The 16,020-nt window shown below is 60.2% G+C and carries 11 protein-coding genes; 7 read left to right on the top strand and 4 right to left on the bottom strand.

Translation table 11 applies throughout. The annotated features are described in order from the left end of the window. Positions 1 to 23: 23 nt before the first annotated feature. From ACFHWW_RS16235 to ACFHWW_RS16210, 6 genes are all read left to right on the top strand, one after another. Positions 24 to 1,256, top strand: coding sequence for a urate hydroxylase PuuD (locus ACFHWW_RS16235; protein ID WP_379939238.1), 1,233 nt, complete (start codon positions 24 to 26; stop codon positions 1,254 to 1,256). Continuing rightward, the gene (gene guaD, locus ACFHWW_RS16230; protein WP_379939236.1) at positions 1,253 to 2,569 is read left to right on the top strand and encodes a guanine deaminase; all 1,317 of its coding nucleotides are present in this window, start codon (positions 1,253 to 1,255) and stop codon (positions 2,567 to 2,569) included. Before ACFHWW_RS16235 ends, guaD begins: the two co-directional genes overlap by 4 nt. 114 nt (positions 2,570 to 2,683) lie before the next feature. Then, a complete protein-coding gene (locus tag ACFHWW_RS16225; protein WP_324763573.1) occupies positions 2,684 to 3,820 on the top strand; it encodes an alpha-hydroxy acid oxidase in 1,137 nt (378 codons plus the stop codon). A 568-nt stretch (positions 3,821 to 4,388) separates the two neighbouring features. Further along, positions 4,389 to 5,345 carry a helix-turn-helix domain-containing protein gene (locus ACFHWW_RS16220; protein ID WP_379939234.1) on the top strand — a complete coding sequence of 319 codons (957 nt, stop codon included), beginning with the start codon at positions 4,389 to 4,391 and terminating at the stop codon, positions 5,343 to 5,345. A 401-nt stretch (positions 5,346 to 5,746) separates the two neighbouring features. Continuing rightward, positions 5,747 to 6,577 carry an alpha/beta hydrolase gene (locus ACFHWW_RS16215; protein WP_324763571.1) on the top strand — a complete coding sequence of 277 codons (831 nt, stop codon included), beginning with the start codon at positions 5,747 to 5,749 and terminating at the stop codon, positions 6,575 to 6,577. 93 nt (positions 6,578 to 6,670) lie between these two features. Beyond that, positions 6,671 to 7,876, top strand: a complete 1,206-nt coding sequence (locus ACFHWW_RS16210) for an NAD(P)/FAD-dependent oxidoreductase (protein ID WP_275599266.1) — start codon at positions 6,671 to 6,673, stop codon at positions 7,874 to 7,876. Between the two features lie 425 nt (positions 7,877 to 8,301). On the opposite strand, the gene ACFHWW_RS16205 is transcribed toward ACFHWW_RS16210, so the two are convergent. The 4 genes from ACFHWW_RS16205 to ACFHWW_RS16190 form a co-directional block, all read right to left on the bottom strand. Then, positions 8,302 to 9,318 carry a mechanosensitive ion channel family protein gene (locus ACFHWW_RS16205; RefSeq protein WP_379939231.1) on the bottom strand — a complete coding sequence of 339 codons (1,017 nt, stop codon included), beginning with the start codon at positions 9,316 to 9,318 and terminating at the stop codon, positions 8,302 to 8,304. A 72-nt stretch (positions 9,319 to 9,390) separates the two neighbouring features. Continuing rightward, entirely contained in the window at positions 9,391 to 9,816 is a 426-nt protein-coding gene (locus tag ACFHWW_RS16200) for a cupin domain-containing protein (protein WP_100670095.1), read from the bottom strand. A 62-nt stretch (positions 9,817 to 9,878) separates the two neighbouring features. Then, positions 9,879 to 10,631, bottom strand: coding sequence for an SDR family oxidoreductase (locus tag ACFHWW_RS16195; protein WP_100670094.1), 753 nt, complete (start codon positions 10,629 to 10,631; stop codon positions 9,879 to 9,881). Between the two features lie 145 nt (positions 10,632 to 10,776). Next, positions 10,777 to 11,730 carry an MBL fold metallo-hydrolase gene (locus tag ACFHWW_RS16190; RefSeq protein WP_100670093.1) on the bottom strand — a complete coding sequence of 318 codons (954 nt, stop codon included), beginning with the start codon at positions 11,728 to 11,730 and terminating at the stop codon, positions 10,777 to 10,779. A gap of 532 nt (positions 11,731 to 12,262) precedes the next feature. On the opposite strand from ACFHWW_RS16190, the gene ACFHWW_RS16185 reads away from it, so the two are divergent. Then, positions 12,263 to 15,952: an MASE1 domain-containing protein gene (locus tag ACFHWW_RS16185; RefSeq protein ID WP_379939385.1), complete on the top strand. Its 3,690-nt coding sequence runs from the start codon at positions 12,263 to 12,265 to the stop codon at positions 15,950 to 15,952. The last annotated feature ends 68 nt before the right edge of the window (positions 15,953 to 16,020 follow it).

The raw sequence follows: 16,020 nt of genomic DNA, 5'->3' as shown, positions 1-16,020 counted from the left end.
AACGGAGAGAAAAGGGACCCCGAATGTATGAATTCGCCATTGCCTGGGAATGGCTGGCCTTCGCCGTCCGCTGGCTGCATGTCGTCACCGCCATCGCCTGGATCGGCTCGTCCTTCTATTTCATCGCGCTCGATCTTGGTCTCGTAAAACGCGATCATCTGCCTCCGGGCGCCTATGGCGAGGAGTGGCAGGTCCATGGCGGGGGCTTCTATCACATCCAGAAATATCTGGTGGCGCCGGCCGCCATGCCGGAGCACCTCACCTGGTTCAAGTGGGAGTCGTACGCGACCTGGCTCTCGGGCTTCGCCATGCTCTGCATCGTCTATTACGGCGGCGCCGACCTCTTCCTCATAGACCGGCATGTCCTGGACATTTCGGCCACCACCGCGATCCTGATCTCGCTCGCCTCGCTCGGTCTCGGCTGGGTCCTCTATGACCTTCTCTGCAAATCGCCGATCGGGAAGAGCACCTGGGGACTGATGGCGCTGCTCTATCTGGTCCTGGTCGCCATGGCCTGGGGCTATACCCAGGTCTTCACCGGCCGCGCCGCTTTCCTGCATCTCGGCGCCTTCACCGCCACCATCATGTCGGCCAACGTCTTCCTGATCATCATCCCCAACCAGAAGATCGTGGTCGCCGACCTGATCGCCGGCCGCATGCCGGATCCACGGCTCGGCGCGCAGGCGAAGCAGCGTTCGCTGCACAACAACTACCTGACGTTGCCCGTCATCTTCTTCATGCTCTCGAACCACTATCCGCTCGCCTTCGCGACGGCCTTCAACTGGATCATCGCGGCGCTCGTCTTCCTGATGGGCGTGACGATCCGTCATTGGTTCAACACCACGCATGCGCGCAAGGGCAAGCCGACCTGGACCTGGCTCGTCACCACACTCCTTTTCATCCTGATCATGTGGCTCTCGACGGCGCCGAAAATACTGACGGGAGAAGAGCGAGCCGAGACGGCACCGGCCTTCAGGCGCTTTGCGGAAAACGCGCATTTCCCCGCAGTCCGGGAAACGATCTCGACCCGCTGCAGCATGTGCCACGCGGCCGATCCGGTCTATGAAGGAATCGTTCGGGCTCCCAACGGCGTCATGCTCGAAAGCGACGCCGAAATTGCTGCCCGTGCGCGGGAAATCTATATCCAGGCGGGACGCAGCCATGCCATGCCGCCCGGCAACATAAGCGACATGACGGTGGAAGAGCGCAGGTTGGTGACGGCCTGGTTCGAAAGCGCCGTCGGGGAGACACGATGACATCCACCCTCATTCGCGGCCGCCTGCTGAGCTTCCATCGCGAACCTCAAGGCATCGAAGACAGTGCTGCCTATGCTTACGAAAGCGACGGCGCCCTTCTCGTCGAGAACGGCGTGATCATGGCATCCGGCGCCTATGCAGCGGTCAAGGCGGCAGCACCCGAGGATGTCCCCGAGCTCGATCACCGCCCGCATCTGATCGTGCCGGGCCTCATCGACACGCATCTGCATTTTCCGCAGATGCAGGTGATGGCTTCTTACGCGGCCGATCTGCTCGAATGGCTGAACACCTACACCTTTCCCGAGGAATGCCGCTTCGTCGAAACGGCGCATGCGGAGCGGATCGCCCGCCATTTCTTCGACGAGATGATCCGCCACGGCACGACGACGGCGACGGCCTACTGTTCGGTGCACAAGACCTCCGCCGACGCCTTCTTCGCCGAGAGCCTGAAGCGCGGCATGTGCATGGTTGCCGGCAAGGTGATGATGGACCGCAATGCGCCTCAGGGCCTGCTCGACACGCCGGAAATGAGTTATGACGAGACCCGCTCCGTCATTGCCGACTGGCATGGCAAGGGCCGCAACCATGTGGCGATCACCCCCCGTTTCGCCATCACCTCGACGCCGGAGCAGATGGAGGTCGCAAAATCGCTCGTCGGCGAGTTTCCCGACCTGCATGTGCAGACGCATCTCTCGGAGAACCGCGACGAAATCGCCTATACCTCGCAACTCTATCCGGAGGCGACCGACTATACCGACGTCTACGCCCGCTATGGTCTGCTGGGACCGAAAAGCCTGTTCGGTCATTGCATCCACCTCTCCGAGCGCGAGGCGGATGCGATGAGCGAGACCGGCTCGGTGGCCGTCTTCTGCCCGACCTCCAATCTCTTCCTCGGTTCCGGCCTGTTTCCGCTGCGGGCGCTGAAGCGCCGCCAAAAACCGGTGCGCGTTTCCGTCGCCTCGGACATCGGCGGCGGCACCAGCTACTCGATGCTGAAGACGCTCGACGAGGCCTACAAGATCCTGCAGTTGCAGGGCGAAAGGCTGAACCCCTTCGACAGCTTCTACATGATGACCCGCGGCAATGCCGAGGCACTGTCTCTTGCCGACCGCATCGGCACGCTCGAGCCCGGATCCGATGCGGACCTTACGGTGCTCGACATGGCGGCGACGCCCGCAATGGCGCTCAGGGCCGAAGTGGTCAATTCGCTGGCCGACGAACTCTTTCTGCTGCAGACGATGGGCGACGACCGCGCCGTGGTCGAGACCTACGTCGCCGGAAAGCCTTGTAAATCGACCCTTGGCGCCGATTGAGCAGCCCTGAAAACAAGAGGTAAGATTTTTTGACCTCTTGTTTTCTGCGTCTATTACAAGTCCTCCGAAATCATGATAAGGGCTCGCCTGTCATTCACTCGATGAGGCCGATCCATGACGCAGATTCTCGAAATACGGGACCTCAAGGCCCTGGCCAGACGGCGCGTGCCGAAGCTTTTCTTCGATTATGCGGACAGCGGCGCATGGACGGAGGGAACCTACCGCGCCAACGAGGAGGATTTCGCCGGGATCAAGCTGCGTCAGCGGGTGCTGGTCGACATGTCCGACCGGTCGCTCGAAACGACGATGATCGGGCAGAAGGTTTCGATGCCGGTCGCGCTCGCGCCCACCGGCCTGACGGGCATGCAGCATGCCGACGGCGAGATGCTGGCGGCCCAGGCGGCCGAGGCTTTCGGCGTCCCGTTCACGCTGTCGACCATGAGCATCTGCTCGATCGAGGACGTCGCCTCGGTGACGACGAAGCCGTTCTGGTTCCAGCTCTATGTCATGCGCGAGCGCGAATTCGTGCTTAATCTGATCGACCGGGCCAAGGCCGCGAAGTGTTCCGCGCTGGTCTTGACGCTCGACCTGCAGATCCTCGGCCAGCGCCATAAGGACCTTCGCAACGGCCTGTCCGCGCCGCCGCGACTGACGCCGAAACACCTCTGGATGATGGCGAGGCGGCCCGGCTGGTGCATGAAGATGCTCGGCACCAACCGCCGTACCTTCCGCAACATTCTCGGCCACGCCAAGAGCGTAACCGACCTCTCCTCGCTTCAGGCCTGGACGAACGAGCAGTTCGACCCGCAGCTTTCCTGGAAGGACGTCGAGTGGATCAAGGAGCGCTGGGGCGGTCCGCTGATCCTCAAGGGCATTCTCGATCCGGAAGACGCGAAAATGGCGGCTAAGACCGGCGCCGACGCGATCATTGTCTCGAACCATGGCGGCCGTCAGCTCGACGGCGCGCATTCCTCGATCAGCATGTTGCCGCGCATCGTCGACGCCGTCGGCGACCAGATCGAGGTACACCTCGACGGCGGTATTCGTTCCGGCCAGGACGTCCTGAAGGCGATCGCGCTCGGTGCGAAAGGCACCTATATCGGCCGCCCGTTCCTCTACGGCCTCGGCGCGCTCGGCAAGGAAGGCGTCACGCTCGCGCTCGACATCATCCGCAAGGAGATGGATACGACCATGGCGCTCTGCGGCAAACGCCGCATCACGGAGGTCGGCCGCGACATCATCGCCGAGTAGCAAGTGCAGGAAGCGTGTAGCGGTTTCCGTCGGGAGTGCGTAGCTTCAAAGACTTAGGGCGGAACCGCACGATAAGCAAACGGCCGAGGCAAGCATTTCGCTGATCTGAACGAGCTCCCCTATCGGCTGGGCCAAAGTCCCTCGGGAGGCGCCTGACGTCTCCACCCCTGCCGCAATACGCTCACTTATCGCGTCAAGGCCGCGCCATCGTGATGGAGCAAACGATCGTCAGCGGTGGCTCCCGGCGTGAAACCGCCTAATGCCTTTACATCCGCCCCTCAGGCTGGCGGCGCATCGCGGGACGCTGAAGCCCGCGTGATCGAGAACGAGGTCCGATCGCGAAGGCAACCTATCCTGGAGGATAGATTTCCCCCCTCCGAGAGTTCTTATATTTTCCCCTGCATCACACAACGCGCGAACAACCAAAGCACCGCGACATTGCTCGCGACATTCGGGATATCATGGGCAGTAGGACTGGCAGTGTCGGCCATCACATGCGGATGCCCATCGATCCTGCAATTGTTGGCGGGGTCATATGTGAGCACCGTCAGTCGACGAGCGCGCAGTCATGAGCGCGCCTTACTCCCGCAAATCCCGCGAGAGCGAAGCGAATGCTCCAACCCGGGCGACCGCGGACGGCATGCGGGTTGCCGATCACGCACCTGCAACTGAGATGTCGCGCGTTCTGCGGACAGCCCCTATTCATCTTGCGGCGGATTCCTCCGGCGGTGCAATTGCCCATTGGAATCATGGCCCCTTGCATGACGTCGTCGAGCCCATGACCGACCACGTCATCATGGCTTACAACGGCACAGTGCAGCGCATGGAACGACGGTCAGGAAGATCGGTCGAGAGTGGCACGTTTCGTCGTGGGGTTGTGATAATCATCCCGGCCGGGTCGAGCTCCCGCTGGGATATTCCAAAGCCGGTCGATGTCGTTCAGCTCTATCTCCCTCACACGACACTGACACGCATTGCCGAGGCAGCCGATACTTTCACGCCGACCGATCTTCTGGAGCGAACGGCGCATCCGGACCCCATTACGTCTCGGTTGCTCCTGAGCGCAGCCGATGTCCTGGAAGGCAATAGGGCACTGGATACACTTTTCAGGCAACAGCTAACTGATCTTCTGGCCACACGCCTGCTGGCTGCGCATACCGGCAAGGCGCCGAGCTACCAACCAGCGCTCGGCGGCCTGGCGCCGAATGTGCTGCGCCGGGCCATCGAACGATTGCGGTCCGATGCCGATGCGGACGTCTCCCTCGCAGCCCTCGCAGCTGATTCCGGGCTGTCACGTTTTCATTTCTGTCGCGCGTTCAAGGAAAGCACCGGGCTCTCCCCGCACAACTGGCTGCGTCAATATCGGCTTGAGCAGGCCATAAACATGCTGCGCAATCCAGCAAATTCGGTGGCTTCGATCGCGGCCTCCCTCGGTTACGCCTCGCAAACTGCATTCGCGGCTGCGTTCCGTAAATTGACCGGCGAAACACCGACCGATTGGCGGCGCAGCCACGCTGACGGTTAAGTTCCTCTCGTCTTCGTTTCCGAAACCGTTCGTTATTCTTCGATGCACTCGGCTCGACCGCGTGATTACTATGTCCGCACGCCCCCGTTTTTCCTGCGCGCCCAGTTTCGGCCACTCTTTCGAAAGCTGACCGATAAGGGACCGGGCGATGTGCGTCGGCGCGATCGCTAAACCGCAATTGCGCTTTAACGGCGCCAATCCCTCTGGCGCAGCCGCAGTCCTGCTTCGCTAAACCATCATTGCGCCCAAGCCAAATAATCCTGGCGACACGGGATGGTCTGGGCTCGGACTGCGGGTCGATCGCGTGCGGCGACCTGTAGCGGCCAGCATGGCCGATTTTAGCCACTGCCCCTTCACTTCGATGGGCGGCGTAAAACAAATATGTGCAAAGGATCAATACAATGGCCTCCATTACAACCAGCGACGGCGTTCAGATTTTCTACAAGGATTGGGGACCGAAGTCCGCGCAACCCATCGTCTTTCACCATGGCTGGCCCCTCAGCTCTGATGATTGGGATAATCAAATGCTCTTCTTCCTCGGTAAGGGCTTTCGCGTGATCGCTCACGATCGCCGCGGTCATGGCCGATCGAGCCAGGCGAGCGAGGGCCACGACATGGATCACTACGTCTCCGACGTCGCCGCACTGATCGACCACCTCGATCTTCGTAACGCGGTCCATGTCGGTCACTCGACCGGCGGTGGTGAAGCCGCGCGGTATGTCGCGCGCTATGGCAAGAACCGCGTTGCCAAACTCGTTATGATTGCGGCAGTGCCGCCCCTGATGCTGAAGACCGCCGCCAATCCCGGCGGTTTACCGCTCGAAGTATTCGACGGACTACGCAGCCAACTGGCCGCCAATCGTTCACAGTTCTATCGAGATTTTCCGAGTGGCCCATTCTACGGCTACAACCGCCCGGGTGCCGAGCCTTCGCAGGCGGTCATCGCAAATTGGTGGCGTCAGGGCATGATGGGCGGCGCCAAAGCGCATTACGAAGGTATCAAGGCATTCTCGGAGACGGATTTCACCGAAGACCTGAAGAGCATCTCCGTACCGACATTGGTGTTGCATGGCGATGACGACCAGATCGTTCCGATCGGCACCTCCTCTCTATTGTCGGCGAAGCTGATCGAGGCCGCGACACTGAAGATTTACGAGAAGCTGCCGCATGGGGTGTGCACGACCCATGCAGATATCGTCAACGCCGACATACTGGCCTTCGTCACGGCCTGAGCAACGTCACTTCAACAACCCGCGCTGCGTCAACCGTCTCCCATTCGGAGCGGCAACGGTGGCGCGCAAACCCCAGGACACGGAGTAGACATTATGAGACTTGTGATTGTAGGCGCCGGTTTCGCCGGCATGTACGCTGCACTTTCCGCAGCCCGTCTGCGCGATATCGAAGGCGTCTCGGCCGAAGAGCTTGAAATCGCGCTGGTATCCCCGGAACCGACGCTTGTCATCCGCCCACGGCTTTACGAGCCGAATCCCGAGACCCTGACGGCGCCTTTGCAGAATGTATTTGACGCCGTCGATATCGCCTACGTGCAGGGTAGTGTCGAAGCGGTTGATACGAAGGCCTGCACCGTAGAGGTCGTCAACGCCGCGGGAGAACGAAAGTCCCTTCAGTATCATCGCCTTGTGCTCGCAACCGGCAGCCGGCTGTTCCGCCCGAATATTCCGGGCCTCGCCGAATACGCCTTCAGCATCGACAATGTCGATGACGCCATTGCCCTCGATCGCCATCTCCACGAGCTTGCTAAGCTGCCGGCCTCGGCCGCGCGTGACACCATCGTCGTTGCCGGCGCCGGGTTCACAGGTATCGAGGCGGCGACCGAGATGCCTTCGCGGCTGCGGACCCTATTCGACAAAACCGCCAATCCGCGCGTCATCATCATCGACCGCAGCAGCGCGGTCGCCCCCGACATGGGTGAAGGCCCTCGCCCGATCATTGAGGAAGCGCTGCGCAGCCTCGGCGTGGAGACGCGGCTCAACGCTGGAGTTTCGTCGCTCGACAAGTCCGGCGTGACGCTGAGTACTGGCGAGCATATCGAAACCATGACCGTGATCTGGGCGGCAGGCATGCGGGCCAATCCGATTACCACTAAAATTCCCGGCGAACGTGACAAGTTCGACCGGCTACTGGTCGACGGCTGCTTGCGTGTACCGTCCGTGCCAGGCGTCTTCGCCACCGGGGATGCTGCGCGCGCTGCTTGCGACGACTGCGGCAACTACGCACTGATGTCGTGCCAGCACGCCACACGCATGGGCGCCTTCGCGGGCAACAATGCCGCTGCCGAACTGTTAGGCGTACCGGCACGGCAATACCATCAGAAAGCCTATGTCACCTGCCTTGACCTCGGCGATGCCGGGGCCCTCTTTACCCGGGGTTGGGATCGAAAGGTGGAGATGGTCGGCGAGAAAGCGAAGGCGACAAAGCAGGAGATCAACACCGTCTGGATCTATCCGCCGAAGCCCGAGCGTGCCGCTGCACTGGCTTCTGCCGATCCGGAGCGTGTGACGAACCTCTGATTGCGAGCTGCGCTCTGAGCAAGAGCGCAGCTTTCCACATTCGGGCCTGCTCGTGAGGCACCCCGTCGGTTCATGGATAAGCTTCTGTGGCGCGATGCGGAGCCGATCGGGGAGCATCTCGTGGATGCGATTCCAGCTTTGCGTGCATCACCGGCATCTCTATCCGTGGCTGCACCTACAACCATCGACATCGCAGGCAGGCCAGGGTTCGCGGCGAGACCGTCACTCCGCTCAAACTGAGCCATATTGACGCGTTTGACAGCCCACAATCCCCCGACCGCTTTTTGCAGGTCGCACCGATGCTCACCAAACGGGCCATCCGCAGGGCGCATTTGCCGCGACGGCCTCCGAACATCAGTGAACCGCGTAATTCGGTTAGACTTCCTGTACCAGGGCAAGCGAGATCGCTACAACTGGCTACGATCTTATGAGCCGGTGACCCGGACCGGCCGGGATGATTGATCGTCGATCGGTGAAGGCATGAAAGCAAGGCTTTCAGCCGGTATAGCGAGCGAAAGCCCGTTCGCTCCGCATTGGTCATGAAGGAGGTCGATGATCTCATTCTTGGCAGGAGTTCGGATTGCCACGTTGTCCACGCGGAATTGAAGTTCTATTTCGATGGCGATGGCATCGATTGCTTTCAGGGCAGCGACCGGCGGCGGGCTCTTGTTGACGAGGACACTGGATTGCAGCACAGACCGCATGATTTCCTCGACGACACGCGGTCTTTGCGTTGCAGCGACGCGCACACGGAGCGTGATCAGGTGGGTCTCGTCGGGGCGGCTGAGATTTGTCATGCCCTGCTTTGCCAAGACGCTGTTCGGTAGCACGACGACATTGTGGGTAGCGGTCAACAGGTTGGTGGAGCGCCAGTTGGTTTCGATGACGCGTCCTTCGGTTCCGTCGGTCAACTCAATCCAGTCCCCTATCGCATAGGCTCTGCCGAGTGTCAGCGCGATGCCGGAGAAGACATCGCTGAGCGTATTTTGTAACGCAAGGCCGAAGATAACGGCGATGACGCCGGAGGTCGTGACCAAGGTGCCGACCGGCATGCCGAAGACGAAGCCTACAACGGAAAGCGCCACACCAAGATAGATGGTGGCAATGGCCATATCCTGGATGAGGTGTGCTTCCCGCGGCCTGCGGTTCAATCTGACGTAGATCTGGATGAAACCGATGACGGCCCAGGCGAGATGGGTCCACCACAGGATTCTGGCCGATTTTGAAAGCAGCGCTTCAATGCCCTGCAAATAGACGCCATCAGGCCGATACGGAGCGATACCCCCAAGGTAAAGCACCGCGCTCATGGCGCTGAAGAATAGAATCTGGACGATCAGACGGTCCGTCGGTCGGGTGACGCCCTGGATGTGCCAGACGAGAATCCCGGCAACTCCCAGAAAGTTGACCAGGACAAGCGGTACGGCGTTGTCATCACCAAACATGGCACAGATCACCGATTGTGGTTGAATCAAAGATCAGGCCGGGCGCCAACAGTGGAGGCCCGGCCTGATGGTCTATTCCTTGATCGGGAAGGTCAGTTCCGTTTCAGCGGTATCGACCACAAAGACGGCGAGCAGCTTTGCCGGCTTGGTCTTGCTGACGTTTTCGCTGATTCCGTGGCGATCGCCTGGCAATTCCGAAAAACTTTCACCCGCGCTATAGACAGTGACGGGACCGTCATTGACCTGACTGCGGATCGCGCCCTCGAGAACGGTAGCGTAAATGAAGGCGGATACTGGATGCGTATGGCCCTCCGAAAAGCCGCCCGGATCGTATTCGACGAGAACGCCCTTCACGCTCTTGCCAGGAACGTTCGGCAATTCATGCTCATAGACGAGCGTAACCTTCGCGCCCTCATCGCCACCTGGCGAATCATGTGCGAGCGCCGCACCTGAGAGAAGAGCCGCCAAGGCGACGGCAAAATGCAATGTCTTGATCATGTCTTCCATCCTTTCGTGACTGGGGCACCGGGCTGCTCAATAGACCGCCGGTGCGCCGATCGTTACTTGCTGCGCGTCGTCGCAAACCACTCATCGAAACCGATGCGGCCGACGCGAGGGTGCTTGTCGGAGACGAGTGAACCCTCTTCCAGCTTTGCCCCAAAATACCGGGCATCCGGATCTGCGATGACGGTGCGGGAATCTCCGATCGCCTTGAGATAGCGCGCGGCAAAATCGCAAAGACGAGCGTGCTCGGGCCCGCAGATTTCGATGATGCCGTTCGCCGGCGCGGCAACGGCCGCCTCCGTCACGAAATCGGCGACGTCTTCGGACGCTATCGGCTGCAACGAACCCGTCGACAGGCGAGCAGTGCCGTTGACCGTGCCCGCCTCGGCGATACCGCCGAGAAACTCCATGAACTGTGTGGACCGCACGATCGTATAGGGTATGCCGGCTGCCCGAATGATCTTTTCCTGAGCAATCTTGGCTCGAAGATAGCCACTTTCCGGCAACCGATCTGCGCCGACGATGGAGAGCGCGACATGGTGCTTTACGCCGGCTGCCAATTCCGCCGCCATCAGGTTCTTGCCCGCTTTCTGAAAGAATTCGAGCACGGCGTTGTCCTCGAAGGATGGGGAGTTCGCGAGGTCGATAACCACCTCTGTATGCTTCAGTGCCTCCGCCAAGCCCTCGCCGGTCAGGGTATTGACGCCGGTTTTCGGGGCAGCGGCAATGACCTCATGCCCTTTCTTGCGCAGGCGCTCTGCAGTCTTCGAACCGATCAGGCCGGTTCCGCCGATGATAACGATTTTCATAAGAGGCTCCATTTGCGAGCGCCTATACGGTGCGCGTCGTTCGACAGGGGAATTTGAGAAAGCCCGATGCGTCAGGGATTTGAAGGCCGCGCTGAACACGGCCTTCAAAGTTGCACGTCTGGTTCGACCTCAATTCCACAAGCGGTCAGTAGTCCCAGAAGACCGGCACCCAACGAAAGGCCTCGCCATCGACCGCGACATGGCCAACGGAAGGAAACGGCATATGTGTTGCCACCAGCAGTTCGCCGGTGGCCGCCAGCTCCTGCAAAAGCCGGACGCGAACGCGAGCCGCCTCCTCGGGGTCGTGTTCGAAACCGTTGTGCCAGTCGGGGTGGTCGAATCCGACCGCGAACACGGCGTCGCCGGCAAACATGAGACGGTCCTTGCCCGATGCCACGCGGACCACGCTGTGTCCGGGGGTATGCCCGCCGGTGCGAGACACGACCACGCCCGGCGCCACCTCATGCTCATCCTCGAACAGCCGCAGGTGACTCTGATAATCTTTGACGAACCGCTTAGCGGCCGCCCGAAGCGCGTCCGGGAACCCCTCCGGCATCACCGCGTGTGTGAAATCGGGCGACTCCCAGAACTTAACCTCGGCAGCGGCAACGTGGATCCGCAGATCCGGATTCAGCTGCTCCTTCACCCCGTCGACCAGCAGTCCGCCAACATGATCCATGTGCATGTGGGTCAGTACCACGTCGGTTACGGATGCGAGGTCGATGCCGGCGGCCGCCAGCCGCTTCATCAACTGCCCAGCACGCGGCAAGTTCAAATCGGGGTCGAGTCCCAGGCCAGCATCGATGAGAATGGTCTGCTCGCCGCTACGGACTACGACGACGTTCAGCGCCCAGTCGAACGCGTCCTGCGGCAGAAACATGTCGCCCAACCAGGCGGCACGGGCGGCCGGCTCGGCGTTATGGCCCAGCATCGCGGTTGGAAGAGGTAGCACACCATCGCTGATCACCAGGACTTCAATCTCGCCGATTTGTACGGCGTAGCGTGACGGCACCAGTTCCTCGGATGCGGACCTACCGATATGTGAGGCGCTCTCCAGTTTCACGCTTGCCTCCTGAGTATTGCTGCTCATCTGGTTCATCTTTGAACGCTCCTCTGTTCTATGTCGTGGATGGCTTCCGCTTCGTGGGTGGGAAGCGGAGTGAAAGTCGATCGCGACACACTCAATGCCGGCGTGTCCTCTTTGATCTATCGAAAGCGATCTACGGCTGCGCCAGAACGATTGCTGCCGCTGTAGAGCTATTGCTGCTGACGCATCCGCATGCGGCGATCGCCCGGTGTCGCGCTCGGTCGAATTCCTGTGCGCGATAAATGTCCGGCGATGATCATTGGGATCGTCATTCGCGTAGCGCTCGGTTGCTTTGCCGGCACATGACAAGGCATCACTCGTCTGGCGACCTGGTGTCTGGGCCTTTCCCATAGCCTTGGTGATCAACGTCGCGGAGCTCGTTGAGGCTCGGCGCTATTTCTCAAGGAGCGCCCAACCATGGATTTCCGCAAGTTGCGGCCGCACGGCTGCCAGACTAGGGTGCGCGCAACCGCCAGCACCAAACTCGAAGCTGACTCGCCCTGACGCTGGTGATCTTATGTTTCATTTGTTGTCGGAGCAGCCGATGATGCTCATCTGGCCGTATCGTCCCCACCCCTGGCATCTGGGTCTCTTTGTCGTAGCCTACGTCCTGGGCTGCGGCTTTGCGCACGCCCTGGCAATCGTCCCTGGAACCGGGATCTCCTTTTGGGCTCCTAGCGGGCTCTTCATTGCCACGCTCGCTCTTGTCCAACGGCAGAGCTGGCCGTGGTGGCTTCTAGCGGGATGTTTCGCCGAGATGCTAAGCAATGTCCTGTGGTTCCACAGCCCGTTCCCTGCCGCCACGCTGATATATGTCGGCAATGCCCTGGAGGCAGTCATCGGTGCCTCGCTGGTCAATTGGGCCTTAAAGAAATCGATGCGGTTGGAAACCTTGCGGGAGGTTCTCGCTTTCATCGTGCTGGGTGCTGGAATTGCACCGGTGGTGAGCGCCACCGTCGGAAGTGCGACACTCGCCTGGTTCGGCATATTGTCGCAAACCTTCACCGGCGCTTGGCCGCTCTGGTGGATTGGAGACGCCACCGGCGTCTTGATCGTTGCACCGCTGACATTCATCGTAATCCAGAACCGGCGCGACAAGACCGAGCTTTCGGCCGCGCGTTTGGCGGAAGCCTGCGTTCTTGCGCTGATTTTTCTTGGAGTCGCCGCCCTCTCGCTCGGTGGCTACTTACCCTTTGCATACATCATCATGCCGCCGCTTCTTTGGGCCGCGGTGCGCTTCGAACTCGAGGGTGCGGTCGTCGCCCTGGTCCTCCTCACACTGATCACGGCGATATTCACGATATCCGGAACCAGTCCGTTTGCCGGCGACGACGAGACCCAGCGCCACAAGCAGTTCATGCTACAGCTTTTCTTGGCAGTTTCGGCCGTTTCAGCGCTTATCGTCGCCGCCATATCCCGCCAGCATCAACTGGCATTGTCGAATCTGCAACAAAGCGTGGCTGCTTTGCGGGAGAGAGAGCGGGAACTCTCTCAGATCGTGAACATGGTCCCAGTTCATATCCGGCGGCTGACCCCCGAAGGCGAGCCAACGTTCTTCAATAAGCGTCTTACCGATTTTTTCGGCCTTGACCTGCAACAGTTGCAAAAGCCGAATGCAAGCGGGCTGGTGACGGCCGTGCAAACCCTCGTCCATCCCGATGATGCCGATAGGTTGCTGCAAGCCGTTCGCAGGTCCATGGCTACGGGCGAACCGTACTCCATAAAATATCGCATGCGGCGCGCGGACGGCGCCTATCGGTGGGTCGATGGCAGGGCCGAACCTTTGCGGGATGAAAGCGGAACCGTCTTGCAATGGTTTGCAATCTCTATCGACATCGATGATGAGGTCCGAATGCAAGAGGCGCTCAAGCAGAGCGAGCGTCGCTACCGCGAACTCTTCCACTATATGCCCATCGGTCTTGCCCAGATAGATGCAGGCAAGCTTATCCCGATGTTCAAGGAATTGCGGGCACAGGGCGTCGTCAGTCTCGAAACTTACATCGACGAGAACCCCGAATTCCTCAGCCACGCGCTGGAAGCGCTGGAGGTCGAAGAGGCCAACCAGCATGTCGTCGACATGTTCCGCGCAAAAAGCGCGGAAGAAATGGGCGGCTCGATCACTCGCTACTGGCAGCCGTCCCTTGCCACCATCCGCCGCTCCATCGAAGCACGCTATCGCGGCGAAGAGGTCTTCCAGGAAGAAACCAGAGTGGCGCGAATGGACGGCAGCGTCATGGACGTCGTTTTCGCCACCGCTCGGCCCGGCGCCATTGCCGACAAGAGCCTCGTCGGCTTTATCGACATCACAGAGCGCAAGAGGGCCGAAGAGGCTCTGCGCACGCGCGAGCGGGAATTCTCGCTGCTTGTGAACATGGTTCCCAGCTATCTCTGGCGGTTGACGCCCGACGGTGTCCCGAACTTTCTAAACCAGCGACTGATCGACTTTCTGGGCCCGGACGTCGTTAACGCGAATGTTGAAGGCGTTCATCCTCTGGCTGCCATCATTGGGGCTGTCGTGCATCCAGACGACGAAACGCGCATGAGAAAGGCGCTGTTTCACAGCGTTGCGACCGGCGAACGATTCTCCATGAAGTATCGACTGCGACGCGCCGATGGCGTCTATCGTTGGGTGGAGGGGAGCGCTGAGCCGATGCGCGATGAGGAGGGACGTATCCTCCAGTGGTACGGCCTCTCGCACGATATAGACGATATTATGCAGGTAGAAGAAGCGCTGCGGAACAGCAAGCAGCAGCTGGAGCAGATGATCGAGGCCATGCCCTTCAGCACCTTGAGCTTCGCGCCAACGGGCGAACTGACCTATGTCAGCAAGCGATATCAGGATCAGGCTGGCGCGCCGGGGGCGCAGATCAAGGACTTCGATGCACTGGCCCGGGAAGTGGCTCACCCCGACGACTTTCCAACAATGTTTGCACGCGCAAGGAACGGCTTTGCGACCGGCCAACCCTTCGTCAATCGGTTTCGTCGGCGCCTGAAGGACGGCAACTATCGCTGGATTGAGGCGCGCGCTCAGCCTTTGCGCAATGCGCACGGCGCAATCGTACAGTGGTACTTTGCTTCAATCGACATCGAAGAGGAGATGCGCGCACAGGAGGCATTGCGCGAGAGGGAACGTTTCCTCTGGCAACTGGTGGAAACCCTGCCGGCCATGATCGATTGCGCTGCGCCAAACGGCGAGCCGGTCTATCGAAACCAGCAACTCCGTGATTTCCTTGGTTACGAGCTTGAAGAACTCGACGGAAGGGCGAAATCCCGACTGGATGCAACGTTCGATGCCGGCGTTCATCCGGATGACCTTGCGGGCGTCAAGGAGCAGTATGCGCTTTCGTTGGAAAGCGGAGAACCTTATCGCAGAAAACATCGTCTGCGGCGTTTCGATGGCGAATATCGCTGGATCGAGATGCGCGCGGCGCCGATGCGCGACGATAAAGGCGCCATCGTGCAATGGAATGTTATTTGTCTGGATGTCGAGCGAGAGGTTCGGATGCAGGAAGAATTGCGACTGGCACAAGAACGGCTTGCGCGCGCCGGCCAGGCAGCGAGCCTTGCCGAGCTGTCGGCTTCCATCGCACATGAAGTAAACCAACCCTTGGCGGCGATCGTCGCCAATTCGCACGCATGCTACCGATGGCTTTCGGCAGACCCCGTCAACATCGAACGCGCCAAGATCACGACCGAACGTGTGATCCGCGACGCCAAGTCAGCGGCGGACGTCGTCAGCCGGATTCGAGCCCTCTTCAAGCAGTCGGTGGAGAATAGAAGCATTCTGGTTCTTTCGGACGTTATCTCGGAAGCGTCTAGTCTGGTCGCCGCCGAAGCCTTGCGCCGTCGCATCCGGCTCAACATCGACGTGGAACCCAACCTTTCGCCGGTTACAGTCGACCGGATCCAGGTACAGCAGGTGCTCGTCAATCTCATTCGCAACGGCATGGAAGCAATGGATCCCATTGAGGACAACAAAACTGTTTATGTGCGCATGCATGAAATGGACGACGAGGTGCGGATCGAAATAGGCGACAACGGAAACGGGATCGCGTTTCCCGAGCGCATTTTCGAGCCATTCTTCACGACGAAGGAAAATGGAATGGGCATGGGTCTCGCCATCAGTCGCTCGATCGTCGAAGCACACGGCGGACGTCTATGGACGGAAAAAAACGAGCCGCGCGGCGCAAGGTTCGTTTTCACCTTACCAGTTGTAGCGAAGGGGGCGACATGACGAGGGAGTATGTGCTTTCCTTGTCTACGACGCGGCAGCATCAATGGGCGCTCGGCGAGCTCCTGGAG

Origin of the sequence: Sinorhizobium sp. P24N7 (assembly GCF_042436655.1) — a bacterium.
Taxonomy (GTDB): Bacteria; Pseudomonadota; Alphaproteobacteria; order Rhizobiales; family Rhizobiaceae; genus Sinorhizobium; species Sinorhizobium meliloti_A.
The sequence above is the reverse complement of the archived record's forward strand: the minus strand, read 5'-3'. Positions and strand labels throughout refer to the sequence as shown.

What these genes read in the sequence shown, in the direction of transcription:
- ACFHWW_RS16195 (WP_100670094.1), bottom strand. Translation starts at nt 10,631, where the DNA reads ATGAAAATCGTTATCATCGGCGGAACCGGCCTGATCGGTTCGAAGACT.
- ACFHWW_RS16235 (WP_379939238.1), top strand. Translation starts at nt 24, where the DNA reads ATGTATGAATTCGCCATTGCCTGGGAATGGCTGGCCTTCGCCGTCCGC.
- ACFHWW_RS16215 (WP_324763571.1), top strand. Translation starts at nt 5,747, where the DNA reads ATGGCCTCCATTACAACCAGCGACGGCGTTCAGATTTTCTACAAGGAT.
- ACFHWW_RS16200 (WP_100670095.1), bottom strand. Translation starts at nt 9,816, where the DNA reads ATGATCAAGACATTGCATTTTGCCGTCGCCTTGGCGGCTCTTCTCTCA.
- ACFHWW_RS16210 (WP_275599266.1), top strand. Translation starts at nt 6,671, where the DNA reads ATGAGACTTGTGATTGTAGGCGCCGGTTTCGCCGGCATGTACGCTGCA.
- ACFHWW_RS16225 (WP_324763573.1), top strand. Translation starts at nt 2,684, where the DNA reads ATGACGCAGATTCTCGAAATACGGGACCTCAAGGCCCTGGCCAGACGG.
- ACFHWW_RS16220 (WP_379939234.1), top strand. Translation starts at nt 4,389, where the DNA reads ATGAGCGCGCCTTACTCCCGCAAATCCCGCGAGAGCGAAGCGAATGCT.
- ACFHWW_RS16185 (WP_379939385.1), top strand. Translation starts at nt 12,263, where the DNA reads ATGATGCTCATCTGGCCGTATCGTCCCCACCCCTGGCATCTGGGTCTC.
- ACFHWW_RS16190 (WP_100670093.1), bottom strand. Translation starts at nt 11,730, where the DNA reads ATGAACCAGATGAGCAGCAATACTCAGGAGGCAAGCGTGAAACTGGAG.
- ACFHWW_RS16205 (WP_379939231.1), bottom strand. Translation starts at nt 9,318, where the DNA reads ATGTTTGGTGATGACAACGCCGTACCGCTTGTCCTGGTCAACTTTCTG.
- guaD (WP_379939236.1), top strand. Translation starts at nt 1,253, where the DNA reads ATGACATCCACCCTCATTCGCGGCCGCCTGCTGAGCTTCCATCGCGAA.